At 33.0% G+C, this 23,734-nt stretch carries 28 protein-coding genes; 16 read left to right on the forward strand and 12 right to left on the reverse strand.

What is annotated here, in order from left to right; translation table 11 throughout:
• Genes ACFFGL_RS01150 through ACFFGL_RS01175 form a run of 6 tightly spaced genes read left to right on the forward strand, consistent with a single transcriptional unit; the run spans position 1 to position 4,891 of the window.
• Complete coding sequence (locus ACFFGL_RS01150) at positions 1–903, forward strand: ParB/RepB/Spo0J family partition protein (protein WP_309727189.1); 903 nt, start codon at positions 1–3, stop codon at positions 901–903.
• A complete protein-coding gene (locus ACFFGL_RS01155; RefSeq protein ID WP_309727190.1) occupies positions 896–1,477 on the forward strand; it encodes a DUF5683 domain-containing protein in 582 nt (193 codons plus the stop codon). The genes ACFFGL_RS01150 and ACFFGL_RS01155 overlap by 8 nt, the downstream gene beginning before the upstream one ends.
• Positions 1,478–1,489: 12 nt before the next feature.
• Complete coding sequence (gene dapB, locus ACFFGL_RS01160) at positions 1,490–2,200, forward strand: 4-hydroxy-tetrahydrodipicolinate reductase (RefSeq protein ID WP_309727191.1); 711 nt, start codon at positions 1,490–1,492, stop codon at positions 2,198–2,200.
• A 49-nt stretch (positions 2,201–2,249) separates the two neighbouring features.
• The gene (gene lepB, locus ACFFGL_RS01165) at positions 2,250–3,818 is read left to right on the forward strand and encodes a signal peptidase I (RefSeq protein ID WP_309727192.1); all 1,569 of its coding nucleotides are present in this window, start codon (positions 2,250–2,252) and stop codon (positions 3,816–3,818) included.
• Between the two features lie 7 nt (positions 3,819–3,825).
• On the forward strand, positions 3,826–4,464 hold the full coding sequence (locus ACFFGL_RS01170; RefSeq protein WP_309727193.1) for a WbqC family protein: 639 nt from the start codon (positions 3,826–3,828) through the stop codon (positions 4,462–4,464).
• A gap of 1 nt (position 4,465) precedes the next feature.
• A complete protein-coding gene (locus ACFFGL_RS01175; RefSeq protein WP_309727194.1) occupies positions 4,466–4,891 on the forward strand; it encodes a PH domain-containing protein in 426 nt (141 codons plus the stop codon).
• 4 nt (positions 4,892–4,895) lie between these two features.
• Here ACFFGL_RS01175 and ACFFGL_RS01180 read toward each other — a convergent pair whose 3' ends face one another.
• The 7 genes from ACFFGL_RS01180 to ACFFGL_RS01210 all read right to left on the reverse strand — a co-directional run bounded on the left by ACFFGL_RS01180 (position 4,896) and on the right by ACFFGL_RS01210 (position 11,133).
• Positions 4,896–5,936 (reverse strand): endonuclease/exonuclease/phosphatase family protein, encoded by a 1,041-nt coding sequence (locus ACFFGL_RS01180; RefSeq protein ID WP_309727195.1) that lies wholly within the window; start codon positions 5,934–5,936, stop codon positions 4,896–4,898.
• 4 nt (positions 5,937–5,940) lie between these two features.
• Positions 5,941–6,831, reverse strand: a complete 891-nt coding sequence (locus tag ACFFGL_RS01185) for a rhomboid family intramembrane serine protease (RefSeq protein WP_309727196.1) — start codon at positions 6,829–6,831, stop codon at positions 5,941–5,943.
• The gene (locus ACFFGL_RS01190) at positions 6,831–7,598 is read right to left on the reverse strand and encodes a rhomboid family intramembrane serine protease (RefSeq protein WP_309727197.1); all 768 of its coding nucleotides are present in this window, start codon (positions 7,596–7,598) and stop codon (positions 6,831–6,833) included. The genes ACFFGL_RS01185 and ACFFGL_RS01190 overlap by 1 nt, the downstream gene beginning before the upstream one ends.
• Positions 7,599–9,464, reverse strand: coding sequence for a DNA mismatch repair endonuclease MutL (gene mutL, locus ACFFGL_RS01195; protein WP_309727198.1), 1,866 nt, complete (start codon positions 9,462–9,464; stop codon positions 7,599–7,601).
• Entirely contained in the window at positions 9,464–9,751 is a 288-nt protein-coding gene (locus ACFFGL_RS01200; RefSeq protein WP_309727199.1) for a riboflavin synthase subunit beta, read from the reverse strand. The genes mutL and ACFFGL_RS01200 overlap by 1 nt, the downstream gene beginning before the upstream one ends.
• 101 nt (positions 9,752–9,852) lie before the next feature.
• A complete protein-coding gene (gene ribH / locus ACFFGL_RS01205; RefSeq protein WP_309727200.1) occupies positions 9,853–10,359 on the reverse strand; it encodes a 6,7-dimethyl-8-ribityllumazine synthase in 507 nt (168 codons plus the stop codon).
• A 3-nt stretch (positions 10,360–10,362) separates the two neighbouring features.
• A complete protein-coding gene (locus ACFFGL_RS01210; RefSeq protein WP_309727201.1) occupies positions 10,363–11,133 on the reverse strand; it encodes a tetratricopeptide repeat protein in 771 nt (256 codons plus the stop codon).
• A 149-nt stretch (positions 11,134–11,282) separates the two neighbouring features.
• Between ACFFGL_RS01210 and recF the strand changes: the two genes are divergently transcribed.
• Genes recF through ACFFGL_RS01225 form a run of 3 tightly spaced genes read left to right on the forward strand, consistent with a single transcriptional unit; the run spans position 11,283 to position 13,138 of the window.
• Positions 11,283–12,362 (forward strand): DNA replication/repair protein RecF, encoded by a 1,080-nt coding sequence (gene recF / locus ACFFGL_RS01215; RefSeq protein ID WP_309727202.1) that lies wholly within the window; start codon positions 11,283–11,285, stop codon positions 12,360–12,362.
• Between the two features lie 58 nt (positions 12,363–12,420).
• A complete protein-coding gene (locus ACFFGL_RS01220) occupies positions 12,421–12,858 on the forward strand; it encodes a hypothetical protein (RefSeq protein WP_309727203.1) in 438 nt (145 codons plus the stop codon).
• Positions 12,845–13,138, forward strand: a complete 294-nt coding sequence (locus ACFFGL_RS01225) for a DUF721 domain-containing protein (RefSeq protein ID WP_309727204.1) — start codon at positions 12,845–12,847, stop codon at positions 13,136–13,138. The genes ACFFGL_RS01220 and ACFFGL_RS01225 overlap by 14 nt, the downstream gene beginning before the upstream one ends.
• Before the next feature lie 83 nt (positions 13,139–13,221).
• Here the strand turns inward: ACFFGL_RS01225 and ACFFGL_RS01230 are convergent, their stop codons facing one another.
• Positions 13,222–13,641: a nucleoside-diphosphate kinase gene (locus ACFFGL_RS01230; RefSeq protein WP_309727205.1), complete on the reverse strand. Its 420-nt coding sequence runs from the start codon at positions 13,639–13,641 to the stop codon at positions 13,222–13,224.
• Positions 13,642–13,763: 122 nt separating this feature from the next.
• Between ACFFGL_RS01230 and ACFFGL_RS01235 the strand changes: the two genes are divergently transcribed.
• Genes ACFFGL_RS01235 through ACFFGL_RS01245 form a run of 3 tightly spaced genes read left to right on the forward strand, consistent with a single transcriptional unit; the run spans position 13,764 to position 16,403 of the window.
• Entirely contained in the window at positions 13,764–14,780 is a 1,017-nt protein-coding gene (locus tag ACFFGL_RS01235) for a DHH family phosphoesterase (RefSeq protein WP_309727206.1), read from the forward strand.
• A complete protein-coding gene (gene gldI / locus ACFFGL_RS01240; RefSeq protein ID WP_309727207.1) occupies positions 14,777–15,343 on the forward strand; it encodes a gliding motility-associated peptidyl-prolyl isomerase GldI in 567 nt (188 codons plus the stop codon). Before ACFFGL_RS01235 ends, gldI begins: the two co-directional genes overlap by 4 nt.
• Positions 15,321–16,403 carry a peptidylprolyl isomerase gene (locus ACFFGL_RS01245; protein ID WP_309727208.1) on the forward strand — a complete coding sequence of 361 codons (1,083 nt, stop codon included), beginning with the start codon at positions 15,321–15,323 and terminating at the stop codon, positions 16,401–16,403. The genes gldI and ACFFGL_RS01245 overlap by 23 nt, the downstream gene beginning before the upstream one ends.
• 82 nt (positions 16,404–16,485) lie before the next feature.
• Here the strand turns inward: ACFFGL_RS01245 and ACFFGL_RS01250 are convergent, their stop codons facing one another.
• Positions 16,486–16,671 carry a CsbD family protein gene (locus tag ACFFGL_RS01250; RefSeq protein ID WP_309727209.1) on the reverse strand — a complete coding sequence of 62 codons (186 nt, stop codon included), beginning with the start codon at positions 16,669–16,671 and terminating at the stop codon, positions 16,486–16,488.
• A 90-nt stretch (positions 16,672–16,761) separates the two neighbouring features.
• On the opposite strand from ACFFGL_RS01250, the gene ACFFGL_RS01255 reads away from it, so the two are divergent.
• Both ACFFGL_RS01255 and ACFFGL_RS01260 read left to right on the forward strand, forming a co-directional pair.
• Positions 16,762–17,874, forward strand: coding sequence for an esterase-like activity of phytase family protein (locus ACFFGL_RS01255; protein WP_309727210.1), 1,113 nt, complete (start codon positions 16,762–16,764; stop codon positions 17,872–17,874).
• A 77-nt stretch (positions 17,875–17,951) separates the two neighbouring features.
• Positions 17,952–18,419 carry a phosphoglycerate mutase family protein gene (locus tag ACFFGL_RS01260; protein ID WP_309727211.1) on the forward strand — a complete coding sequence of 156 codons (468 nt, stop codon included), beginning with the start codon at positions 17,952–17,954 and terminating at the stop codon, positions 18,417–18,419.
• A 1-nt stretch (position 18,420) separates the two neighbouring features.
• Here ACFFGL_RS01260 and ACFFGL_RS01265 read toward each other — a convergent pair whose 3' ends face one another.
• Complete coding sequence (locus ACFFGL_RS01265) at positions 18,421–19,293, reverse strand: DUF6503 family protein (RefSeq protein ID WP_309727212.1); 873 nt, start codon at positions 19,291–19,293, stop codon at positions 18,421–18,423.
• A gap of 160 nt (positions 19,294–19,453) precedes the next feature.
• Here ACFFGL_RS01265 and smpB point away from each other — a divergent pair, with 160 nt between their 5' ends.
• The gene (gene smpB, locus ACFFGL_RS01270; protein ID WP_309727213.1) at positions 19,454–19,912 is read left to right on the forward strand and encodes an SsrA-binding protein SmpB; all 459 of its coding nucleotides are present in this window, start codon (positions 19,454–19,456) and stop codon (positions 19,910–19,912) included.
• A 10-nt stretch (positions 19,913–19,922) separates the two neighbouring features.
• Positions 19,923–22,379, forward strand: a complete 2,457-nt coding sequence (locus tag ACFFGL_RS01275) for a DUF5686 and carboxypeptidase regulatory-like domain-containing protein (RefSeq protein ID WP_309727214.1) — start codon at positions 19,923–19,925, stop codon at positions 22,377–22,379.
• On the opposite strand, the gene ACFFGL_RS01280 is transcribed toward ACFFGL_RS01275, so the two are convergent.
• On the reverse strand, positions 22,374–22,916 hold the full coding sequence (locus ACFFGL_RS01280) for a porin family protein (protein ID WP_309727215.1): 543 nt from the start codon (positions 22,914–22,916) through the stop codon (positions 22,374–22,376). The two genes, ACFFGL_RS01275 and ACFFGL_RS01280, sit on opposite strands and share 6 nt — an antisense overlap.
• A gap of 47 nt (positions 22,917–22,963) precedes the next feature.
• Positions 22,964–23,605 (reverse strand): protein-L-isoaspartate(D-aspartate) O-methyltransferase, encoded by a 642-nt coding sequence (locus ACFFGL_RS01285; RefSeq protein ID WP_309727216.1) that lies wholly within the window; start codon positions 23,603–23,605, stop codon positions 22,964–22,966.
• Between the last annotated feature and the right edge of the window lie 129 nt (positions 23,606–23,734).

The raw sequence follows: 23,734 nt of genomic DNA on the forward strand, positions 1-23,734 counted from the left end.
ATGGCGAAAGCAACAAAAAAACAAGCCTTAGGACGTGGACTTTCGGCTTTATTGAAAGATCCCGACAACGATATAAAATCAGCTAAAGACAAAAACGCCGACAAAGTTGTTGGTAGTATTGTTGAACTTGATATAGAAGCGATTGAAGTTAATCCGTTTCAACCCAGAACAAGTTTTAACGAAGATGCGCTGCAAGAATTAGCATCTTCTATTAAAGAACTTGGTGTTATTCAACCCATTACGGTTCGAAAAATTGATTTCAATAAATATCAATTAGTTTCTGGTGAACGCAGATATCGTGCATCAAAATTAGTCGGTTTAAAAACTATTCCCGCCTATATAAGAATTGCGAACGATCAAGAATCGCTAGAAATGGCGCTTGTTGAAAATATTCAGCGTCAAGATTTAGATCCAATTGAAATCGCACTTTCTTACCAACGTTTGTTAGATGAAATTGATTTAACGCAAGAACAATTAAGCGACAGAATTGGAAAAAATCGTTCTACAATTGCTAATTATTTACGTTTATTAAAATTAGATCCGATTATTCAAACCGGAATGCGCGACGGCTTTTTATCGATGGGTCACGGAAGAGCGTTAATAAATCTTGAAAAATTAGATGAGCAATTATCGATTTACGAAAAGATTATAGCAAACTCTTTATCGGTTCGAGAAACTGAAAAATTAGTTCGCGAAAATCAACAAAAAAGTTCAGGTTCGTCAAAAAAATCTACTACTTCCAAAGTTCCTAAAGAAATAAAAGGTGCGGTAAAAAACTTTTCAGAATATTTTGGAGCCAAAGTTGACGTAAAAGTTTCGAAAAAAGGAAACGGAAAATTAATTATTCCTTTTTCTTCGGAAGAAGATTTCAATCGGTTAAAAAAGTTAATTGAAGGTGAATAAATTACTGTTTTTTCTTTCAATTTTTTTCTTTTTAAGTTCGTTTAGTTACGCGCAAAAGGATTCACTCGCTATGCGAACGGAAAGAATTTCGCAAGTAAATCCTGAAACCACCAAAAATTTCGAACAATACAATCCGTTAGCGCCGGCAAAAGCTGCTTTTTATTCTGCTGTTTTACCAGGTTTAGGGCAAGCTTACAACGGTAGTTATTGGAAAATTCCTTTAGTTTACGGCGCGATTGGCGGTGGAATTTACGCTTACGTTTATAATAATAAGCAGTATCATAAATATAGAGATGCTTATAAAAGTAGATTAGCGGGCGAAACAGATGATGAATTTATGAATATTCTTTCTGATGACGCGCTGGTTGATGCGCAAAAAAGATTCCGCAGAAATAAAGAAATTTCGCTGCTGGTCACAATTGCCGCATATGCTTTAAATATTATCGACGCCAATGTAGAAGCGCATTTACGTCAGTTTAACGTGAGTGAAGATTTAGCTTTACGGCCAAATTTTGGCATAGATGAATTTTCAGGAAAAGCTAATTATAATCTTTCACTCAATTTTAATTTTTAGAAGTTTATCACTATGAAAATTGCACTTTTAGGATACGGAAGAATGGGAAAAACAATTGAGAAATTGGCAGAAAATCGAGGTCATTCTATTGTTTACAAAACTTCTTCTGGTTTAAAAGAAGATGAATTAAAAAAAGCTGATGTTGCCATAGATTTTAGCATTCCTGAAGCAGCTTTTAAAAATATCACTACGTGCTTTCAGCATCAAATTCCTGTAGTTTGCGGTACGACGGGTTGGTTAGAAAAATATGATGAAGCTGTAAAAATTTGCAAGAAAGAAAATGCTGCTTTTATTTACGCTTCTAATTTTAGCTTAGGCGTAAATTTATTTTTTGAGCTGAATACTCAACTGGCTAAATTGATGAAAAAATTTGATCAGTATAAAGTTGATGTGGAAGAAATTCATCATACCAAAAAACTAGATAAACCTAGCGGAACGGCAATAACACTAACTGAACAAATATTGGCAAATTCAGCTTATACAAATTGGGAATTAAAGGAAGAAAACACCTCAATTTCAGAAAAAACTATTCCCGTAACTGCAAAAAGAATTGAAGATGTTCCCGGAACGCATATCATAAATTATGCATCTGACATTGATGATATTGAAATAAAGCACACCGCCCATTCTCGAGAGGGATTTGCTTTAGGCGCAATAATTGCAGCCGAATTTTTAAAAGATAAAACGGGTATCTTTACCATGAAAGATGTTTTAAATGTGTAACATTTCATGAAATTAGATACTTATTAACTGAACAAACATATTTTATAGCATGACAATTACGCAATGGTTAATCGTATTTCTGGTAATTCAACTCATTCAATTTTTAGCAACCTGGAAACTTTATAAAAAAGCGGGTAGACAAGCTTGGGAAGCATTAATTCCTATTTATAATGCGGTAATTTTAATGAAAATTATCAATCGCCCTTGGTGGTGGACAATTTTACTATTCATACCGATTGTAAATTTAATTATGATTCCGGTGGTTTGGGTAGAAACCGTTCGCAGTTTCGGAAGACATTCTGCTACAGATACGTGGTTAACTATTCTAACATTAGGATTTTATATTTTCTATGTAAATTATACGCTAGATGTTACTTATATTGAAGAGCGAAGTTTAAAACCACGAACTTCTGCCGGAGAATGGGTAAGTTCTATACTTTTTGCCGTTGTTGCCGCGACTATTGTTCACACTTATTTTATTCAACCGTTTACCATTCCTACTTCTTCATTGGAAAAAACTTTATTGGTTGGCGATTTTCTGTTTGTAAGTAAAGTAAATTATGGCGCGCGTGCTCCACAAACCACTATTTCGTTTCCGATGGTTCACGATACAATTCCAGGTCTGGGAATAAAATCGTACACTAATTGGCCACAACTCCCCTATTTTAGATTTCCAGGATTTGAAGATATTGAACGAAATGATATTGTTGTTTTTAACTGGCCGGTAGATACGGTTCCGTTTTTTGGTTATCGCGGGAACCAAACCTTTAAAAAACCGATCGATAAAAAATCGAATTACGTAAAAAGAGCAGTGGGAATTCCTGGTGATTCATTAAAAATTGTAGATGGAAAAGTGTTCATTAATAACAATCCGTTGCAATTGCCAGATCGTGCAAAACCCCAATATTCATATATTGTTCAAGGAAAAGGTCAAGGGTTTGATTTACGTGCACTTTATGAAAACTATGGTATTACCGATCGAATAGAAATGATAGATCGCGATAGAAGATTATATCGATTTGTATCCATTTCAGAAGAAGCTTTTCAAAAATTTAAAAACCACCCGAATGTAGCTTCGATTGAAAAAATTGTAGCTCCTGCAGAAAGAGCTGAACAATCTATTTTTCCGCAGAGCGAAGATTTAAAATGGAATCGTGATCAATTTGGACCACTTTATATTCCTGAACAAGGAAAAACAATAGCTTTAACGCCAGAATCACTTCCACTTTATAAGCGAATTATTGAAGTTTATGAAGGCGAAGAAATGGGAATTGATAATAAACTTACCCAAAACGGAACACAAATTTTATTAAATGGTGAACCGATTAAAAATTACATCCTCAAACAAAATTATTATTTTATGATGGGTGACAATAGACACAATAGTGAAGATAGTAGATTTTGGGGTTTTGTACCCGAAACACACATTGTAGGAAAACCTGTTTTTATCTGGATGAGTTTAGATAGCAACGCTTCAGGTTTCGATAAAATTAGATGGGAACGACTTTTTACAACCGTTGGTGGCGAAGGAAAACCAGTATCCTATTTTTACTATTTCCTCATCGGTTTAATCGTAATTTTAGGAATTAATTTCTTCAGAAAACGAAAAAAATCCTAACATTTAAATGGAAAAAATTTTGATTCATCCGGCTTATTTTGGCTCGATTCATCAATTTTCAGCTATTAGTCAAGCACAAGAAATAATTTTTGAAGCGCACGACAACTACCAAAAGCAAACCTATAGAACGCGACAATATATTTATGGCGCAAATGGGAAATTGCTTTTAAATATTCCGGTTAAACACAGCGGAAAAAAAGAGCATCAAAAATACAGAGATATTAAGATTGAAAATGATTTTCGCTGGCAAACCAATCATTGGCGATCATTAGAAGCTGCTTATAGAACTTCTCCTTTTTTTGAATTTTACGAAGATGAAATTCAGCCATTATATGAAAAAAAGTTTTCCTTTTTATTCGATTTTAATTTGGAATGTTTTGAAGTAATTTCGGACTGTCTTCAGTTAGAAAAAGAACTAAAAAAAGCCGAAGAATTTAAACTAAATAAAGAAATATCACAGGAAATTATTGATGCTCGCAATTTAATTGAAGCTAAAAAATCGATTCCATTTTCGCAGGAAAAATACACACAAGTATTTGAAGAAAAATTCGGATTTCTTAAAAATCTTTCCATTTTAGATTTATTGTTTAATGAAGGTCCGAATTCCTTGAATTATCTAGAAAATCAACCGCTAACCTTTTCTTAAATTGAAATTTAAAAGTAGAAAAGATATAGCTTTTAAAATTTTAGTTCTAATAGCTATTCTCTTCCTTGGAAGTATTATTATTTTTTCATTTCAAGAGGATATGCACAACGGAAATATTTTTTTAAATATTCTCCCTCTGTTAGTTATAATTCTTCTACTCTGGATTTATTTTAGAACCTATTATATAATTACTGAAACAAAACTAATTTACCGAAGCGGACCAATTTTCGGATCTATCTTAATTGCTGAAATTGAAGAAATAAAAGTTGGAAATACAATGTGGGCAGGATTTAAACCGGCTACAGCAAGAAACGGTTTAATTATAAAATATGGAAAATACAACGAAATTTATATAAGCCCAGATACTAACGAAAGCTTTATTAAAGAAATATTGAAAAGGAAAAATTCAATTAAAATATCCTATTAGCTCATTATTTTTTCTTCTTTTCAGTTTTAATGCTTAATCGCGACATAATAGGATAATGATCTGAAAGGTGAACATCAAAATTCTTGAATTCATTTACTTGAAAAGCAGGATCGATTAACATTACATCGATTCGTAACGGAATAAAATCGAACACATAAGTTTCTCCAAAACCATTTCCAGCCGCGGTAAACGCATCGGTATAACCTTCAGATAATTTTCGGTACACGTAAGAAAAAGCACTATTATTTAAATCGCCGCAAATGATGGTTTTGTACGGTGTTTCCTTTATTTTTTTTAAGACTAATTCGGTTTGCGATTGTTGTTTTCTGAAGGATTTCCCAACCCGATGAATTAATTTATCGCTGTCTTCCTCTTGTAATTTTTTTACTTCGGGAATCAATTTTAAACTTTCTAAATGCACATTAAAAACACGAACAGTGTCATTCCCTATTTTTAAATCGGCGTAAATAGCGTTATTATAGGTATCCTGAAAATCTAACGAACCTTTATTTATAATTGGATAATTAGAAAAAATGGCTTGCCCGAATTTGGAAGAATTTCCTTTTAACTCAATATATTCTTCCTTGAAATTCTTAAAGCGAACATTCTCTTTATGATAATAATCTTGAACACATAAAATATCGGGCGATTTATCTCCTACAAATTGAATAATCTGTTCGGTAACCGAATCGTTTTTAATCCAATTAAATCTATTGAATTGCCGAACATTGTAACTCATTAATTTAATTTCTTGCGCATTGGGCGTATGAATTGTTTCAGAAACGCGATAGAGCGATATAATATGATTAAAGCCTAATACCAAAACTAAAAGCGATAAAATGAGTTGCTTTTTTAGTTTTACCGACCAATAAATAAGAAAAATAATATTACTGATTAATAAAATAGGAATCCCGAGACTTAATATGGATAAAAAAGGAAAAGTTTTCGGCGGGATATAGGGTAAAATATAAGCCAGCAATAAAGCGGTAGAAAACAAAATGTTTAAAAAGAAAATGAATTTATCGAATATAGATAACTTCTTCATTTTCTTATTCTTTACCGGCGTTAAATAAAAAATCCTTTTCTTCTTTACTTAAACTTTCGTAGCCGCTTTTGCTTATTTTATCGAGAATTGCATCAATTTTTTTCTGCTTTTCGTCTTTATTTAAACTAGATGATTTAGCGCTAGTTTGTGTTTTCTTTGTATTTCGATAAACGTTTTTAAACGGTTTTTGCTTCCGCGTTGAAAATAAATTCCCAATGCTGTTGATTATATTTTCAGACCAACTTCCGATATCGTTTCCTTTTGCTAATTGTGAGGTATACATATAGCCTAACAAAGCGCCACCTAAATGTGCTAAATGTCCGCCGGGATTATTCATCGGGATTTGTACAATATCTAAGACCACAAAAAAAGCGGCGATCCACCATAATTTTATATTTCCTAAAAACATCAATCGCACTTGCATATTTGGTGCTTGCGTAGCGACACCAACCAGAATTGCCATAACCGCGGCAGAAGCGCCTATTAAATAAGAACGTCCCGTTCCTTGAAATACCGGGAATAAATTATAGCTTAACATATATAATAACGCGCCGGAAACCGCTCCTAACAAATAATAATTCAGTAAACGTTTTGCAGAGAAAAATGTTAAAAACATTCGTCCCGAAAAGTAGAGAATTATCATATTCGAGAGTATGTGCCAAATTCCGCTATGTAAAAAAGCGTAAGTTATAATTGACCATGGCTTAAAAATAAATTCTCCTATTTCTTTAGGAAATACAAGCCATTTCAATAAAAATTCATCAGGTAAATCAAATAAAAAAGTAATCGTGTTAAAAAGGAACGTCAATACAAAAGCAATCACATTTATTGCAATAAGCTTTTCGACCATTCCAGCCATATTGTATTGATATTGTAAACGATCTCTCCAATGCATTAGTTCCACCTATTGTTGTTAAACTGATTTCTTTTCCAATACCACATCGTAATAAAACCGAACAAAGCACCGCCAATATGTGCGAAATGTGCAATTCCAGCGCCCATTAACGAATAACCGGTAATTCCTGAAAATAAATCTAACAGAATTAAACCCGGAATAAAATATTTAGCTTTAATAGGAATCGGTACAAACATCAAAAATAATTTTACGTTCGGAAATAACATCCCGAACGCCACAAGTATTCCGTAAATTGCACCCGATGCTCCAACTGCTGAAGAAGAATACGCGCCAATCATAGATTTTACAGTAGAACCATCAACAGTGTCAGGAATATTTACATTATAATTTCCCGAACTCATTAAGCTTCTAAATGCTTTATCTAATAAATTTTGAATTTGCGTGCTGCTCATTCCTGCGTCTGCAAGCGCATTATAACCCGACTGAAAATTAAAATAATTTACTAGCGTATGTAGTAAAACCGCCCCAAAACCTGCAGAAAAATAAAGGAAAATAAATTTATTTTTCCCTAAGGTTTGCTCCAGCATACTTCCAAACATAAAGAGCGCAAACATATTAAAAAGAATATGTGTAAAACCGCCGTGCATAAACATATGCGTAAAAATTTGCCAAATCCTAAAATTTTCATTTTCTGGAAACCACATCGCAAATAATTGATAAGCATAATCACCTACAAATTGAGTTCCTAAGAAAAATAGGATATTTGCAACCAATAATATTTTTACAGTTTCGGTTATTCTAGCCATTTAAATGAATTTTTTTTCTAAATCTTCTGCGGTTAACCGAATAAAGATTTTTTTGTTATACGGGGTTAAATTTGCTTCTTTACACGCAAATAAACCATTTACAATAGCAAGTTGTTCTTCCATATTTAGCAGAGTTCCGGCTTTTATGGCCATACTTTTTGCTAATGATTTTGCCAATAAATCGGTTTGTAGAAAACCACTATCAGGAACTTCATGCTCAAAATCTGATAGTAATTGTTCTAGTAAAATTGAAACTTCACTTTCAGCAATTAAATTAGGAATTCCGGTAATTTCAACATCATCTGCTTTTAGCTTTGAAAATACAAAACCAGTTTGCTCTAACGAAGGTTTCAATTCTTCTAACATTGCTGTCTCGTGTGCATTAAATTGCAAATGTAACGGAAATAATAATTGTTGACTCACTGCAGCTTTTACCGTGATATTTTTCAGTAATTCTTCATACAAAATACGGGAATGTGCGCGATGTTGATCGATGACAATCATTCCGTTTTTTAAAGAACTGATGATATATTTTTTTTGAAGCTGAAAAGTTCCCGTTTGTGTTTCCTGTTTTTCTTCTTCAAATAAATGTCCGCTTACTTCTTCACTTTCAAACTCAATGTTTGTAAAATTATTGTCAGCATTTTCCTGTTGTAACCCATTATATAAGGTTTCCCAACTTTCTGAAGAACTTCGTTTTTGAAAATTCCCGGAATTTCTTTTAACGGGTTGAGTGCTTTTTTCCGAAAAATTAGAACTCTCAAACGGATTAAAATCACGATCTACTTCTATCGTAGGATTTGAAATTGGCTTTTTCTTATAATCGTAAGGCGTATCTAAATTTGAATCACGTTCAAAATCTAAAACCGGCGCTACATTAAATTGTCCCAAACTGTGTTTAATTGAACTTCGCAAAATCGCATAAAGCGCGTGTTCATCATCAAACTTAATTTCAGTTTTTGTGGGATGAATATTTATATCGATACTTTTAGGATCAACCGATAAATATAGAAAATAAGCAGGATTTTTTTTGTCCTTAAGCAATCCTTCAAAAGCAGCATTTACCGCGTGATTTAAATACGGACTTTTAATATAGCGGTTATTTACAAAGAAAAATTGTTCGCCACGAGTTCGTTTAGAAAATTCTGGTTTTCCTACAAAACCTGTGATTTTCACCAAATCTGTCTCCTCTTCTACCGGAACTAATTTCTCATTAGTTTTCGCTCCAAAAATATTTACAATACGTTGTCTATGATTTGTTTCCGGCAATTGAAATAATTCATTTCCGTTATGATGAAGCGAAAAACTAATCTGTGGATGCGCCAAAGCTACCCGCTGAAATTCATCAATTATGTGACGTGTTTCAACTGAATTAGATTTTAAAAAATTTCTTCTTGCGGGAATATTATAAAACAAATTTTTAACGCTTACCACCGTTCCATTAGAAGTTACGCAAGGTTCTTGAGAAGCCACTTTACTTCCTTGAATTTTTATTTGCGTACCAATTTCACTATCGGTTTGTTTGGTTTTAAGTTCTACGTGCGCAATTGCGGCAATTGAAGCTAAAGCTTCGCCACGAAAACCTTTCGTTTTTAGGTCGAATAGATCTTCAGCCATTTTAATTTTAGAAGTCGCGTGGCGCTCAAAACTTAAACGAGCATCGGTTTCGCTCATTCCTTTGCCGTTATCGGAAACCTGAATTAATGTTTTCCCGGCATCTTTTATAAGTAAATCAATACGTGTTCCTCCAGCATCTACAGCATTTTCAATAAGTTCTTTTACTACGGAAGCCGGGCGTTGAACCACCTCTCCTGCAGCAATTTGGTTAGCTACGTGATCGGGAAGTACCTGAATGATATCTGTCATTAGTTTGAATAGAATATTGACAAGTCAAAATCGATGATAAACAAGAAAATTAAAAGTAAAATCGCAATAATAATGTACAAACGCGTATTGGTTTTTCGATCTGATTTTTCTTCTAAATCTGCCCAAGCAGTTTTAAATTTATTTGCTAAGCCTTTATTATCGACGGTAGCTTTTCGGAAATCATCGAATTTTGAATGAATTTCAAAAGGATTCCCTTTGCCTTTATCGTCATAATAACGAGGCGAATAACTAAATTTTTTGTTAGATTTTGACTTTAAAATTCCCATAATTATAAGTGATTTCAAAGTTACTTAAAATCAAATACAATGCCGAGTTGGAAAAGTAAAAATTTGTACAGTTAAATAGAAAATAAAAAGGGAAATTGAATTTATCCTTTATAAAATTTAGCGTCTTTTCGTAATTGTGCCATTTTTATAGCCGCAACTGCAGCTTCGGCTCCTTTATTTCCGTGTTTTCCACCAGAACGATCAATCGATTGTTGCATATGATCGTCGGTAAGTACACAAAAAATCACAGGAATGTCACTTTGAATATTTAAATCTTTTATGCCTTGTGTTACACCTTCGCACACAAAGTCAAAATGTTTGGTTTCTCCTTTAATTACACTTCCAACTACCACGATAGCATCGAGCATTTCGAAAGTTTCTTGCATTTTTTTGCATGCGTAGATGAGCTCAAAACTACCGGGAACATTCCAACGAACAATATTTTCTTTAAAAACCTGATTTTCTATCCAAACATCAAAAGCGCCTTGAAAGAGGTTTTCTGTTATATTGCTATTCCATTCAGAAACAATAATCCCAAACCGAAAATTTTTCGCGTTTGGGATTTCTTCTTTATTATAATGTGATAAGTTTTTTCCTTCGGTTGCCATAAATTATTTCATTGCCTTGGCTTGTCCTAAATATACAGGAACTTCTTCTGCTTCTGGAGATTCTGAATATTCTTCTTCTATTCGAGAAAGGTGTTTTTCAGCTGCATCAGCATTACCAACTTTTAAAGCGGTTGTTCCGGCTTTTAGCAAAAATCTTGGTGTAGTAAAATCGTTATCGCGCATTGATGCTGCTTCTTCGTAAAAACTTAACGCTTCTTCAGGCTGCTCTAATTGCATAAACGCATCGCCGATCGCTCCTTTTGCAAGTGGCGCTAAAATTTCATCATCACTAGAGAATTTTTCTAAATGATCGATTGCTTTTTGATAATCACCAGTATTTAAATAAGCGATTCCCGCATAATAATGTGCTAAGTTCGCTGCATTTGTTCCGGCATATTCTTCAGTAATATCAACAAAACCAAATTTTCCTGCTCCGCCATTTAAGGATAAGGTATAAAGCGAATCTTGCTCTGAAATATCTGCTTCTAATGCGCTTTCAAAATATACTTGTGCTTGCGAAAGTTCATCGGCAGCTTCAATTTCTTGAGGTTGCGCAATAAATTTATTATAACCTAAATAGGCAAGTACCGCCACTACAATTACTGCAATTACTACAATAATTGGTTTTTGGTTTCTGGCAGCCCATTCTTCGGTTTTGTTTGCGCCTTCATCTAAGTTATTAAAGACTTCTGCTGTTGTTGACTGTTCTTCAGTTACAACTTCTTCTTCTTTTTTATTCTTAGGTTTGTAACCTCTTTTCTGGTATGATGACATAAAACTTGCTTAATTGAAGGGCAAAAATAAAATTTTTATTCATATTTAAAAGAGAAAAGTTTTGTTATTTTTTAATACTTTGGCTCGAATAGATTTCTGCTGTAGAAAAACTACTTAAAAACCAAAAACTTACTGAATATCAGTTTTCTATGATCTTAAAAAATCTTTCTTTATTTCACTATAAAAATTTTGAATCACAATCTTTTCAGTTTAACACCAAAATAAATTGTCTGGTTGGCTTTAATGGTGTCGGGAAAACGAATGTTTTAGACAGTATTTATCATTTGGCTTATGGAAAAAGTTATTTTAATCCGGTTACGAGTCAAAATATTAATCATGAAGCTGATTTTTTTGTAATTGACGGGACTTTTGAAAAAAACGACCGCGAAGAAAAAATTGTGGTAAGCGCTAAAAAAGGTCAGAAAAAAGTTATAAAAAGAAATAACAAAGCCTACGAAAAATTTAGCGAACATATCGGCTTAATTCCGGTGGTTATTATTTCTCCGGCAGATCGCGATTTAATTGTGGAAGGAAGCGAAACACGCCGAAAATTTGTTGATGGAATTATTTCTCAACACGATAAAAATTATTTAGAAACTTTACTGAAATACAACAAAACCCTTTCGCAACGCAATTCTTTATTAAAATATTTTGCCGCAAACCACACGTTTGATGCTACTACGCTGGAAATTTACAACGAACAACTAGTAGAATTCGGAAAGAAAATTCATGCGAAGAGAATCGATTTTTTAGAAGCGTTTATTCCTATTTTCAATAAACGTTATCAAAGTATTAGCAATGCAAAAGAAACGGTTCAGCTGAGATATAAAAGTCAGTTATTCGATAATAATTTAAAAGATTTATTAGCTGAAAATTTACAGAAAGATCGCGCCTTGCAATATACCGGCGTAGGAACGCATAAAGATGATTTAATTTTGAAAATTGAAAATCATTCAGTTAAAAAATTTGGTTCGCAAGGGCAACAAAAATCGTTTTTAATCGCTTTAAAATTAGCTCAATACGACTTTATAAAACAGCAAACCCAAACCAAACCGATTTTATTATTAGATGATGTTTTCGATAAATTAGATGAAAATCGCGTTGCGCACATTATTCAATTAGTAACTGAAGATGATTTGGGACAATTATTTATAAGCGATACGCACGCCGAACGGACTGAAAATGTAGTAAAATCTAGCGCGCAAGATTATAAAATGATTCAACTTTAATTCGGTTTTTAACGCCAAAAATTAGTCTGCCTTTCTGAAAAAAATTAGCTTTGCGTGTATGAGAATATTCAGTTTAACTTTTTCTGCACTTTGTTTTTTGCTTTTAATTTCGTGTAATTCTAAACCGGAATTAAACGATTTACAACAACTTAATGGCTATTGGGAAATTAAAGAAGTTACCCAAAAAGATGGCACCAAAAAAGCTTATAAATTTAATGAAATGGTCGATTTTATTTCGATTGATAGCACCGGAAACGGTTTCAGAAAAAAAGTAAAGCCGCAAATAGACGGAACGTATAAAGTTTTTAACGACCGCGAGCAACTTCAAGCAAAAATTGAAGATAATCAGTTTAATTTATATTATACAACTGAAATGGATTCGTGGAAAGAAACTATTATTGAACTTGAAGAAGATAAGTTTAAAGTGAAAAATGACCGCGGAATAGAATATTCTTACGAACGATTTAATGGATATTTAGAAGATGGCACGAAGTGATGAACATAAAAGCATCAGCGAAGTTTTAAAAAGTTTTGTAGATGAAAATAAATTACAAAAAGGACTCGATAAGGTAAATGTTCGGGAAGTTTGGGAAGCCCAAATGGGACCGGCAATAAAAAATTACACAACCGCAATTAAGTTAGACGGCGAAACACTTTACGTACAATTAAGTTCTTCTGTGCTTCGCGAAGAATTAAGCTACGGAAAAGAGAAAATTATAAGAATGCTAAACGAAGCGTTAGGAAAAGATTTAATTAAAAAATTAGTGTTACGATAGGAAAACTTCACTAAAAATTATTCATAAAAAAAGCGTTCAATTTGATGAACGCTTTTTTTATATTTTTCTTCTAAAGAAATGATTTAAAACATTTCTCTTCCGGCAAAATGAAACGCTCCTTCAATTTGAGCATTTTCGTCGCTATCACTTCCGTGAACAGCATTTTCACCGATAGAAGTTGCATATTTTTTTCTAATAGTTCCTTCAGCAGCTTCTTCAGGATTTGTCGCTCCTATAAGCGTTCTAAAATCTTCAACTGCATTTTCCTTTTCAAGAATTGCCGCTACAATCGGTCCGCGAGTCATAAACTCTACTAATTCTCCAAAAAACGGACGTTCGTTATGAACTGCGTAAAATTCTTCAGCGTCAGCTTTAGTCATTTGCGTTAATTTCATGGCTACAATTCTAAAGCCAGAAGCGGTAATTTGTTCTAATATTGCGCCGATGTGTCCATTTTCAACAGCATCAGGTTTAATCATTGTGAATGTTTTATTTCCTGCCATCACGTAATTTTTAAATTTGTGCAAAAGTAATCATTTAGAACGTAAAACCTAATTTTTTACAGTTCCTTAATATTAGCCGCAAATTATATGAAAAAAAATTATAAATTGTATATTCGCTTCTTATGACTTCAAAAGAAATAACCACATTAAAAGGACTACTAGAAGAGCCTAAAAAAATTGTAATCGTTCCGCATAAAAACCCAGACGGTGATGCGATTGGCTCTACGCTAGCGCTGCATCATTTTTTAAAAGCAAAAGGACACGATTGCCATGTGGTTTCTCCAAATGATTATCCTGAATTTTTAAAATGGTTACCTGGAGAAGAAGAAGTTATTAAATTTGAAAATGAAACTGAAAAAGCTACACAATTAGTTAACGAAGCGGAATTGATTTTTACACTCGATTTTAATCATTTTTCACGAAGTGGTTTAATGGAAGAAGTTTTAAGCAAGGCTTCTGCAACCTACGTAATGATCGACCATCATCAACAACCCGATGATTACGCGAAGTTTATGTATAGTGACATTTCAGCTTCCTCTACTTGCCAGTTGGTTTATCATTTTTTTGAAAAATTAGAAGAAACCGATAAAATTACACCCGAAATTGCAACTTGTCTTTATATTGGTGTGATGACAGATACGGGAAGCTTTCGTTTTCCTTCAACAACCAGTATTACGCATCGCGTCATTGCCGATTTAATTGATAAAGGAGCTGAAAACGCACTTATTCATCAGCAAACTTTCGATACGAATTCTTATGAGCGAATGCAATTATTAGGTGTTGCTTTAAATAATTTAAAAGTTTTAAAAGATTGCAATACCGCTTATATTAGTCTTTCACAAAAAGAATTGGACGATCATAAATTTAAAAAAGGTGATACTGAAGGTTTTGTAAATTACGGACTGTCGGTAAAAGGAATAGTTTTTGCCGCTATTTTTATTGAACACAAAGCTGAAAACATTATAAAAATTTCGTTACGATCTAAAGGTGATTTTGATGTGAATCAATTCGCTCGCAAATATTTTGATGGCGGCGGACATATTAATGCAGCCGGAGGAAAAAGTGATAAAAACTTACAAGAAACAATTGCTTATTTCGAAGAAATTGTAAAAAAGCATCAAAAAGAATTGAACTCATGAAAACCAAAATAAGCATTTTGCTACTTCTTGTGATAAGTATGGTAGCCTGTAAAACGCCTGAAGCTAGAAAACCGGTTTCTCATAATTCAGGTTCATTTATAAACGAATCAATTCAGCGAAATAAAAAACTAATTAAGCAAGAGGAAGATAAAATCCTGAATATTATTCATCAAGATTCAACCAATAATTATTTAAGTTCTACCAACGGATTTTGGTATTATTACAACACCAAAGTACAAACCGATTCTTTATTAAAACCTCAATTTGGAGACTTAGTCACCTTTAATTATGATATTGCTACCTTAAACGGGAATTCCATCTATTCTAAAGATGAAATAGGTTTGCGAGAATATGTAATGGATAAAGAAAATTTATTTACCGGTTTGCGCCAAGCATTAAAACTTTTAAAAGAAGGAGAAACCGCTACATTTTTATTTCCTTCGCATAAAGCATTTGGGTATTATGGTGATAATGACAGAATTGGCAGAAATACACCAATTCGTTCTACAATTACCTTAAATTCTATTGAAAAAATTGAAAATGAAAACCAAAATAATCCATAAATCAATGAGAAAACAACACTTACTTTTACTTTTAGCATTTGCATTTAGTGCATTATCCTGCAATAATAAATATCCAGATCTAGAAGATGGAATTTATGCAGAATTTGTAACGAATAAAGGTACTTTTGTAACTGAATTATATTACAAAGCAACACCTATAACAGTAGCAAACTTTATTAGTTTAGCTGAAGGAACCAACGAAAAAGTAGATTCTTCTTACGCCGGTAAAAAATTCTACAACGGTTTAAGCTTTCACCGTGTAATCGATAATTTTATGATTCAAGGTGGAGATCCTAAAGGAAATGGTTCTGGCGGACCGGGTTATAGTTTCCCAGATGAATTTAACGATACGCTTCAGCACAATTCCAAAGGAATTTTATCGATGGCAAATTCTGGCCCAAATACCAACGGAAGTCAGTTTTTTATTACTCTTAAAGAAACACCACATTTAAATGGAAGACATACCGTTTTTGGTAAAGTGGTAGAAGGTCAAGCAGTGGTAGATTCTATCGGAAAAGTAAAAACAGCTGCGCAAGACAAACCTGCTGAAGATGTTATTATTAAAGAAATCAACATCATTCGAAAAGGTGAAGACGCAAAGAATTTTAATGCTCCTAAAGTTTTTAAACAAGAAATTGCCGCTTTAGAAGAGGAAGAAGAAAAAAGAAAAGAGGCTTTAGAAAACGAAATTAAAACTTTAGCTGAAGGTTACGAAAAAACCGATAGCGGTTTACGCTACAAAATGATAGAAGAAAATCCAGAAGGTGAAACACCCAAAGCTGGAGAATTTGTTCGTGTGCATTATAATGGAATGTTAACCGATGGAACAAAATTCGATTCTTCATACGATAGAGGTCAACCAGCTGTATTACCTATCGGTGTAGGTAGAGTTATCCCAGGTTGGGACGAAGGAATACAATTGTTGAAAACAGGTGAAAAAGCAAGATTTATTATTCCGCCTTATTTAGCTTACGGAGAACGTGGCGCCGGCGGAGGAAAAGTTCCACCAAATGCTATTCTTATTTTTGATGTAGAATTGGTAGGAATAGGAAAAGAATAAAAACCTTTCTTTTACATAAATTCATAAAAAAACCTCGTTTATTTAAAAACGAGGTTTTCTTTTTCATAGCAATTTTTCTAAATTATAACTTTTCAATTTCTTTTCGAAGCTCTTCTTTAGATTTTCCGGTCTTTTCTTGAAGACGACCTAACATTTCATCAAATTTCCCTTCAGAAAAAGTAGTATCATCATCTGTTACTTTTCCGTACTTTTGCTTAAATTTCCCCTTTACTTGGTTCCATTTTCCTTCTAATTCAGTCTGGTTCATAAGTTTTGGTTTTTAATGATTTATAATAGTAAATGTAGCTTAATATAAAATGCTCTTTTGCCAATGAACTCCTATTTTTATCTTAAAGAGATGTTATATTTAAAAGTGGTATTTTTAAGAATAGTAAAAAGTAGTCTTTTTATTATATTTTTTCTACTTTTAATAAGTTGCGGAAGTTCAAAATCGGTTTCAGCAAACCAATTAAACGTTCGGTTTTTAGATGATTTTGTATTGGAAGATTCGCTTACTTTTCAAGGAATCCCGATAGGCGGTTTATCTGATGTTGATTTTGATGGTGAGCATTTCTACGCGATTTGCGATCAATCTTCCAACCCTAGAATTTATCGGTTTCAACTTCAAATAAAAAATAAAAAAATCGACACGCTAGTTATTGATAAAATGATTAAAGTGACCGATTCAACCCGAAACATTAAACCTGTAGATTTTGAAGGAATTATTGCCAATCCCGAAGAGAAAACATTTTTAGTAAGTAGCGAAGGTTTAATTAACGCTGGAATTTCCGCAGCAATTTTAAAAACCGATTTTCAAGGAAATATTCAAAAAAAATATCAGCTTCCCTCCTATTTTTCAACTTTAGAAAACGCTAGAAATAACGGAATGTTCGAAGCTTTAGCACGCGATAATTCTACTGAAGGTTTTTGGGTAGCGAATGAACTTCCGTTAAAAAACGACGGACCAAAATCTACATTTTTCAATAGAAAATCACTCGTTCGATTTACTAAATTTTCTTCTGAAGGAATTACCGAAAATCAGTTTGCGTATCGCTTAAATTCTATTTCCAGAATTCCTATTTTGCCTTTTGCTTTAAACGGATTAACTGCAATTTTAAATTACGCGCCACAAAAATTTATTTCAGTTGAACGAAGTTTTTCAGCCGGAAGAGGAAAAAAAGCCTATCACGTAAAATTATTTTTAGTCGATGCAACTTCAGCAACAAAAACTTTAACGCTTGAACGATTAAAAAAAGAAGAAATTAAACCTGCCGAGAAATTTTTACTTTTTGATTTCGACGATGTCCGGAAAAAACTAACTCAAAAAAGTATCGAAAATATTGAAGGAATTTGTTTCGGTCCGCAATTGCCTAACGGAAATAAAACCTTACTTTTAATAGCAGATAATAATTTTAACAGCTTTAAAAAACAACTCAATCAAGTGATCTTGATGGAAATAATAAACCCATGAAAAATTTATTTTACCTTCCTTTTTTTATCATTCTAATTTATTCTTGTAAAAAAAACACTTCGCAAACAGAAACAAGTATGAATAAACCTGCCGAAATTTCACAACAAACCACAACGTATTATTTTATTCGTCACGGTGAAAAAGACCGTAGCCAATCTACAAGTAATCCAGATTTATTACCAAAAGGCCAAAAGCGCGCTGAATTTTGGGCAGAAGTTTTAGCTGATAAAAATATTGAATTGATTTACAGCACCAATTATAAAAGAACCATACAAACCGCAACGCCAACGGCTGAAAAATTTGGACTTGAGATAAAAAAATATGAGGCAAATAATTTATTTTCTGAAGAATTTCAAGAAGAAACAAAAGGGAAAAACGTGCTAATTGTCGGCCACGTAGATACGACTCCGAAATTCATTAATAAAATTCTGGGTAAAGAAAAATATAAGTTTATTCCAGATAATGAAAACAACCGTTTATATACGGTAAAAATTCTTCCTTCAGAAAAAAAGAAAAGTAGTTTTAAACATTATCATTTAAAGTAATTTACGCGCAGTTTTTATCAGACAAGGTTACTTCAATATTTTTAGTTTCAATGGTGGAAATCTGTTTCAATTTATTTTCATTGAATAACTTTTCCATATTTTCTAAATCTGGTGAAGTTCCTTCTTCGGGAGCGTAATTTTTATAATCTACAAAACGAATTCCTTTAATGGTTCTCGGGTTAAAGGCCTCTCTAAATCGCATTCCGCCGCCATTTGTTTTATAAGAGTAAGCGAAATAATCGATAGTAAATGTTTTGGTATTTACCCAGTAAACATAAATATCATCGTGATCTGAACCGCCACCAATTTCATCAAACGTTACTTCAATTTCATGATAAGCTTTATCTTTTATAAACGTTTCGGTTAAATAATATTTATTTACCGCTTGGTCGTTCAACCCAAAAGGTAATTGTGCAAAATAGTGCACCGAATTTACAGAATTGCTGTATTTTATTTGTAGAGAATCTGCTAGCGGAGTAGTTTCGTTATTTGTTAAGCGCGTAAACCCTTCATTTCTTACAATATCGGTTATGGTATCGCCTTCAGCAGTAATTTTAGTTCGCATTAATTCGTACATTCCGCAGTCGCGAACACTTTTGTATTGAAGATCACGAAAAGTAAATTCTATAGTGGAAGCATCGTAATTTTCGCTTCCTGCATTTTCAACAACTTTATCTATAATTTTAGCGCCTTTTCCGTTATCATCAGGTCGTTTTTCATCTTTTTTACACGATTGAAATACGCTTAACATCAATAAAAGAAGTAAACCACTTTTAATCAATCTCGCTCCGTTTTCTATGCGAAAAGAATATTTTAATTTCAATAGAACTTTCTGAGAGTTTAAGTCTCGATTATCGAGTAAAATTCGTTTCATTTTTTAACAATTTGCTAGCAAAAATAAGGAAAGATTTTAAGTCGCTCATCGATTCATATAATTTTTAATTACATTTTGTAACATTTATAAACCGAAAAGGTCTTATTAGATACATAAAAATGTTATAAAGTAGAAAAAGCTTGCTATTTTAGCGATTACTATGGAAAAAAACAGAATAAATATAAAGAACCGAAAAGCTAAATTTCAATACGAAATTCTAGATAAATTTACCGCCGGAATAAAATTAGCCGGAACAGAAATTAAATCTATTCGAGCTGGAAAAGCCGGAATTGCCGAAAGTTTTTGCGAGTTTCACCGCGGCGAATTATACGTTATTAATATGCATGTTGAAGAATATTCGCACGCCACGCATTTTAACCACAACCCAAAAAGTGAACGCAAATTATTGCTGAATAAAACTGAGCTTAGAAAACTAGAAAAACAAGTAAGTCAATCGGGTCTTACCATAATTCCGTTGCGATTATTCATTAACGATCGCGGTTTAGCAAAATTAACAATTGGTTTATGTAAAGGTAAAAAAGTACACGATAAGCGAGAAACCATAAAAGATCGGGAGAACAAACGAAAATTAGACCGCATAAAAAAAGAGTTCAACTAAACTATCTATTTTGAAAAAACTGCTATTCGTATTTTTCCTGTTTTGCAGCAGCCTAAGTTTTAGTCAAATAACCGGAAAAGTAACCGACACCAACGGAGAAACTTTACCTTACGTAAATATTTATATTGAAAACAGTTTTAAAGGAACCACTTCTAACCAAGAGGGAAACTACGAATTGGAATATCAGAAAAAAGGCGAAACAACTTTAGTATTCCAATTTTTAGGCTATAAAACCTTAAAAAAACAAATTTCGATTGAAGAATTTCCCTACACGTTAAACGTTTCTTTGCAAGAAGAATCGACCAGTTTAGATGAAGTTGTGGTCAATTCTAACGAAAATCCTGCTAATCGTGTTATTCGAAAAGCTATTGAATTTAGAAAGCGAAATAAATTAAAAATTGAAAAATATACAGCAGATTTTTATTCCCGCGGATTGTGGAAAATTGAAGACGCCCCAGAAAAAATTTTAGGTGCTGAAGTTGGCGATCTCGGCGGAAGCTTAGATTCTACCCGAAGCGGAATTGTTTATTTATCTGAAACGATTTCTGAAATAAAATACCGCGCTCCAGACGATTTTTATGAGAAAATTACCGCTTCAAAAGTTAGCGGAAATGATAATGGTTTCAGCATTAATAGCGCGCGCGATGCTTATTTTTCGTTTTACGATAATACCATAGAAATCAATGCAAAAGTGGTTTCGCCTATTGCAGATTACGCTTTCAATTATTACGATTACAAACTAGAAGGAATTTTTTACGACGAAAACGGAAAACTCATTAATAAAATAAAAGTAATTCCGAAACGGGAAAAAGATCGGGTTTTTTCAGGTTTAATTTATATTGTTGAAGACGATTGGGAAATTTTTGGAGTCGATTTAACCACTACAGGAAGTGCTATTCAAGTGGCACCGATTGAAAAAATAACATTTCAACAAAACTTTACCTATTCTACAAAAGATGAATTATGGGTAAAACTTTCGCAAAAAGTAGATTTTAGTTGGAAAATTTTCGGCATAAAAGGTAGCGGAAGATTTACCGCTGTCTATAGCGATTACGATTTTAATCCTGATTTTACAGAAGATAGTTTTAGCCAAGAAATTTTAAGTTTTGCTGAAAATGCGAATAAAAAAGATTCGTTGTACTGGCAAAATATTCGTCCTATTCCGCTTACTTCAGAAGAAATTAATGATTATGTAAAAAAGGACAGTTTACAAGAAATTCGTTCTTCAAAAAAATATAAAGATTCGGTAGATCATAAACGGAATCGATTTGGCGTTGACGATATTTTATTCGGCTATCATTGGGCAGATTCTTACCACGGTTTATCGTTCGATATTAGCGCGCCGGTAATGGGTGTTCAATACAATACCGTACAAGGTTGGAATTTAACTTTAGATACTTATTTCAGAAAAGAGCAAGAAGAAAATGAAAAATATTGGGAGCTTTTCTCTTCTATGAATTACGGTTTAGCAGACGATCGCTACCGAATGACCGGCGGTTTCAGAAAAAAATTCAATAATAATTCTCGCCCGTATTTTACTATTGAAGGCGGAATTGAAGCCAAGCAAATTAACGATACCGAACCAATTAGACCAATTGTAAATTCTGTAGCCACATTATTTTTTGATAAAAATTATTTAAAGCTTTACGACCGAACTTTTGTAGAAGCTTCTTATTCCGAAGAGCTTTTTAACGGATTTCGTTTATATACGTCGGCAAGTTTTGAGCGCAGAAATCCGTTATTTAATGATGCTGAAATTATTGAAGATGAAGAAGCATTCACGTCTAATAATCCCTTAGAACCTAGAAATTTTAGTTCTGCCCCTTTTCAGGAACACAATATCGCTAAATTAAGTGTGACCGGAAGAATTAATTTCGATCAGAAATATTACAATTATCCCGATGGGAAATATAATGTAAGTAATTCCGATTATCCTACTTTATACGCGAGTTATGAAAAAGGATTTGCCTCAACTATTGAAGAATATAATTTTGATCATGTTACATTAACCGCAATACAAGATTTAGATTTACAGAATAAAGGAAATTTTTCTTACATGCTAAAAGGTGGCGCGTTTTTTAATGCTGAAGAAATGGCTTTTGTTGATTACAAACATTTCAACGGAAACTTAACGCACGTAAAATTGAGCGACCAAATTTATCAATTTAACCTTCTTCCCTATTATTCTGCGAGTACCAACGAAGAATACGGAGAATTACATGTAGAACATAATTTTCAAGGTTGGATTTTAGGAAAAATTCCGTTTATCAATAAATTGAATTTTAACATGGTTGCCGGCGTAAACGCACTTTGGACCACAGGAAACAAACCTTATTCTGAATATTCCGTAGGAATGAGCAATATTGGTTTCGGAAAATTTCGTTTTCTGCGCATAGATTACGTCCGCGCTTACCAAGGAACTTGGCAAGACGACGGCGTAATGTTTGGAATTAGTATTGGGTTATAAAAATGAGTAGCCGATAGTTACGGAATAAAAAGCATTTTTTCCTTTAGTATTATCAGAAACATCGGTAAAACCTAGGTTATATCGTGCATCAAGTCGCAAACCAAATGCTAAATCGAGCCCAACGCCAAAAGCACCTGAAATATCAAAATCGTTAGTTTCTATCTGGTCTCCAATTTCATTAGCTTCAGGAAAATCATCATTTACCATAAACCCGAATTGTGGTCCGGCTTGTAAATTAAGTCCGCCAATTAAGTAATATTTTAAAACCACCGGAATATTTATATAATCAAGGTTTACCTTGTCAGCATCAAATTCAGATCCTTGTTGCGAATAAAGCAAGTCTGCTTGAATTCCCCAAGAATCATTAAATTTTACACCAGCGAAAATTCCACCTTGAAATCCTGTTTTTCTGTCAGCATTATCTACATCGCTTAACGTAGCAAAATTCGCTCCCGCTTTTATACCAAAATCTACTTCTTGTGCTTTTAAATTTCCCACAAAAAGCATAACTGTCACTAAAAAAATTAATTTTCTCATAATAAGTTGTGTTTAGTTTTTAATAGTTAAAAAAAATTGAATAATTGCTAGTTTTTATCTTCTAATAAAGGAACGAATCTAAATTCGCCATATTCTTTTTTCTCAAATTCTTTAGCAGATTTTCGAGTAAAAAGGTACATTGTTTGGTTTTCAATTCCTACAGGAATTACCATTTTTCCTCCAATTTTTAATTGACTCAATAATGGTTTCGGAACAAATGGCGCGCCGGCGGTTACTATTATTTTATCGTAATCTTTATAACTTGGTAAGCCTTTGTAACCATCACCAAAACTTAGAAATTTCGGTCGGTAACCCAATTCATTTAAAAAGCGTTTTGTTTTTCTATATAATTCCTGCTGACGCTCGATACTATAAACTTTTGCTCCTAATTCGCATAAAACCGCGGTTTGATAGCCACTTCCCGTGCCAATTTCCAACACTTTTTCTCCTGGACTAATTGCCAATAATTGAGTTTGAAAAGCTACCGTAAACGGTTGTGAAATAGTTTGGTCTGCGGCAATAGGAAAAGCTTTATCTTGATAAGCGTGATCTTCAAAACTGCTGTCCATAAAAAGATGACGCGGAATTTTACCAATAGCAGCTAAAACTTTTTCATCGGTAATTCCTTTTTCTTTAATGGTTTCAACTAGTTGTTTCCGTTTTCCTTGTTGTCTAAATGAATCTTTCAAGCTTTCAAATTTTAATGTAAAATTAGCCAAAATTCAACTAAAATCTTACGTGATTTAGCTGAAATAAGAGAAGAATCCGTTTAAAAATTTCTAAATAATTCATGCCGAATTTATTAAAGAGAGATTAAA

Origin of the sequence: Mesonia maritima (assembly GCF_042433895.1) — a bacterium.
Classification (GTDB): Bacteria; Bacteroidota; Bacteroidia; order Flavobacteriales; family Flavobacteriaceae; genus Mesonia; species Mesonia maritima.

Bases quoted from the DNA above. Each gene is read 5' to 3' on its own strand.
- ACFFGL_RS01265 (WP_309727212.1), bottom strand. From the start codon at position 19,293: ATGAAACGAATTTTACTCGATAATCGAGACTTAAACTCTCAGAAAGTT.
- ACFFGL_RS01280 (WP_309727215.1), bottom strand. From the start codon at position 22,916: ATGAGAAAATTAATTTTTTTAGTGACAGTTATGCTTTTTGTGGGAAAT.
- ACFFGL_RS01210 (WP_309727201.1), bottom strand. From the start codon at position 11,133: ATGTCATCATACCAGAAAAGAGGTTACAAACCTAAGAATAAAAAAGAA.
- lepB (WP_309727192.1), top strand. From the start codon at position 2,250: ATGACAATTACGCAATGGTTAATCGTATTTCTGGTAATTCAACTCATT.
- ACFFGL_RS01225 (WP_309727204.1), top strand. From the start codon at position 12,845: ATGGCACGAAGTGATGAACATAAAAGCATCAGCGAAGTTTTAAAAAGT.
- mutL (WP_309727198.1), bottom strand. From the start codon at position 9,464: ATGACAGATATCATTCAGGTACTTCCCGATCACGTAGCTAACCAAATT.
- ACFFGL_RS01245 (WP_309727208.1), top strand. From the start codon at position 15,321: ATGAAAACCAAAATAATCCATAAATCAATGAGAAAACAACACTTACTT.
- ACFFGL_RS01260 (WP_309727211.1), top strand. From the start codon at position 17,952: ATGAATAAACCTGCCGAAATTTCACAACAAACCACAACGTATTATTTT.
- ACFFGL_RS01250 (WP_309727209.1), bottom strand. From the start codon at position 16,671: ATGAACCAGACTGAATTAGAAGGAAAATGGAACCAAGTAAAGGGGAAA.
- ACFFGL_RS01200 (WP_309727199.1), bottom strand. From the start codon at position 9,751: ATGGGAATTTTAAAGTCAAAATCTAACAAAAAATTTAGTTATTCGCCT.
- ACFFGL_RS01235 (WP_309727206.1), top strand. From the start codon at position 13,764: ATGACTTCAAAAGAAATAACCACATTAAAAGGACTACTAGAAGAGCCT.
- ACFFGL_RS01230 (WP_309727205.1), bottom strand. From the start codon at position 13,641: ATGGCAGGAAATAAAACATTCACAATGATTAAACCTGATGCTGTTGAA.
- ACFFGL_RS01180 (WP_309727195.1), bottom strand. From the start codon at position 5,936: ATGAAGAAGTTATCTATATTCGATAAATTCATTTTCTTTTTAAACATT.
- smpB (WP_309727213.1), top strand. From the start codon at position 19,454: ATGGAAAAAAACAGAATAAATATAAAGAACCGAAAAGCTAAATTTCAA.
- gldI (WP_309727207.1), top strand. From the start codon at position 14,777: ATGAAAACCAAAATAAGCATTTTGCTACTTCTTGTGATAAGTATGGTA.
- ribH (WP_309727200.1), bottom strand. From the start codon at position 10,359: ATGGCAACCGAAGGAAAAAACTTATCACATTATAATAAAGAAGAAATC.
- ACFFGL_RS01220 (WP_309727203.1), top strand. From the start codon at position 12,421: ATGAGAATATTCAGTTTAACTTTTTCTGCACTTTGTTTTTTGCTTTTA.
- dapB (WP_309727191.1), top strand. From the start codon at position 1,490: ATGAAAATTGCACTTTTAGGATACGGAAGAATGGGAAAAACAATTGAG.
- ACFFGL_RS01170 (WP_309727193.1), top strand. From the start codon at position 3,826: ATGGAAAAAATTTTGATTCATCCGGCTTATTTTGGCTCGATTCATCAA.
- ACFFGL_RS01255 (WP_309727210.1), top strand. From the start codon at position 16,762: ATGTTATATTTAAAAGTGGTATTTTTAAGAATAGTAAAAAGTAGTCTT.
- ACFFGL_RS01185 (WP_309727196.1), bottom strand. From the start codon at position 6,831: ATGCATTGGAGAGATCGTTTACAATATCAATACAATATGGCTGGAATG.
- ACFFGL_RS01190 (WP_309727197.1), bottom strand. From the start codon at position 7,598: ATGGCTAGAATAACCGAAACTGTAAAAATATTATTGGTTGCAAATATC.
- recF (WP_309727202.1), top strand. From the start codon at position 11,283: ATGATCTTAAAAAATCTTTCTTTATTTCACTATAAAAATTTTGAATCA.
- ACFFGL_RS01150 (WP_309727189.1), top strand. From the start codon at position 1: ATGGCGAAAGCAACAAAAAAACAAGCCTTAGGACGTGGACTTTCGGCT.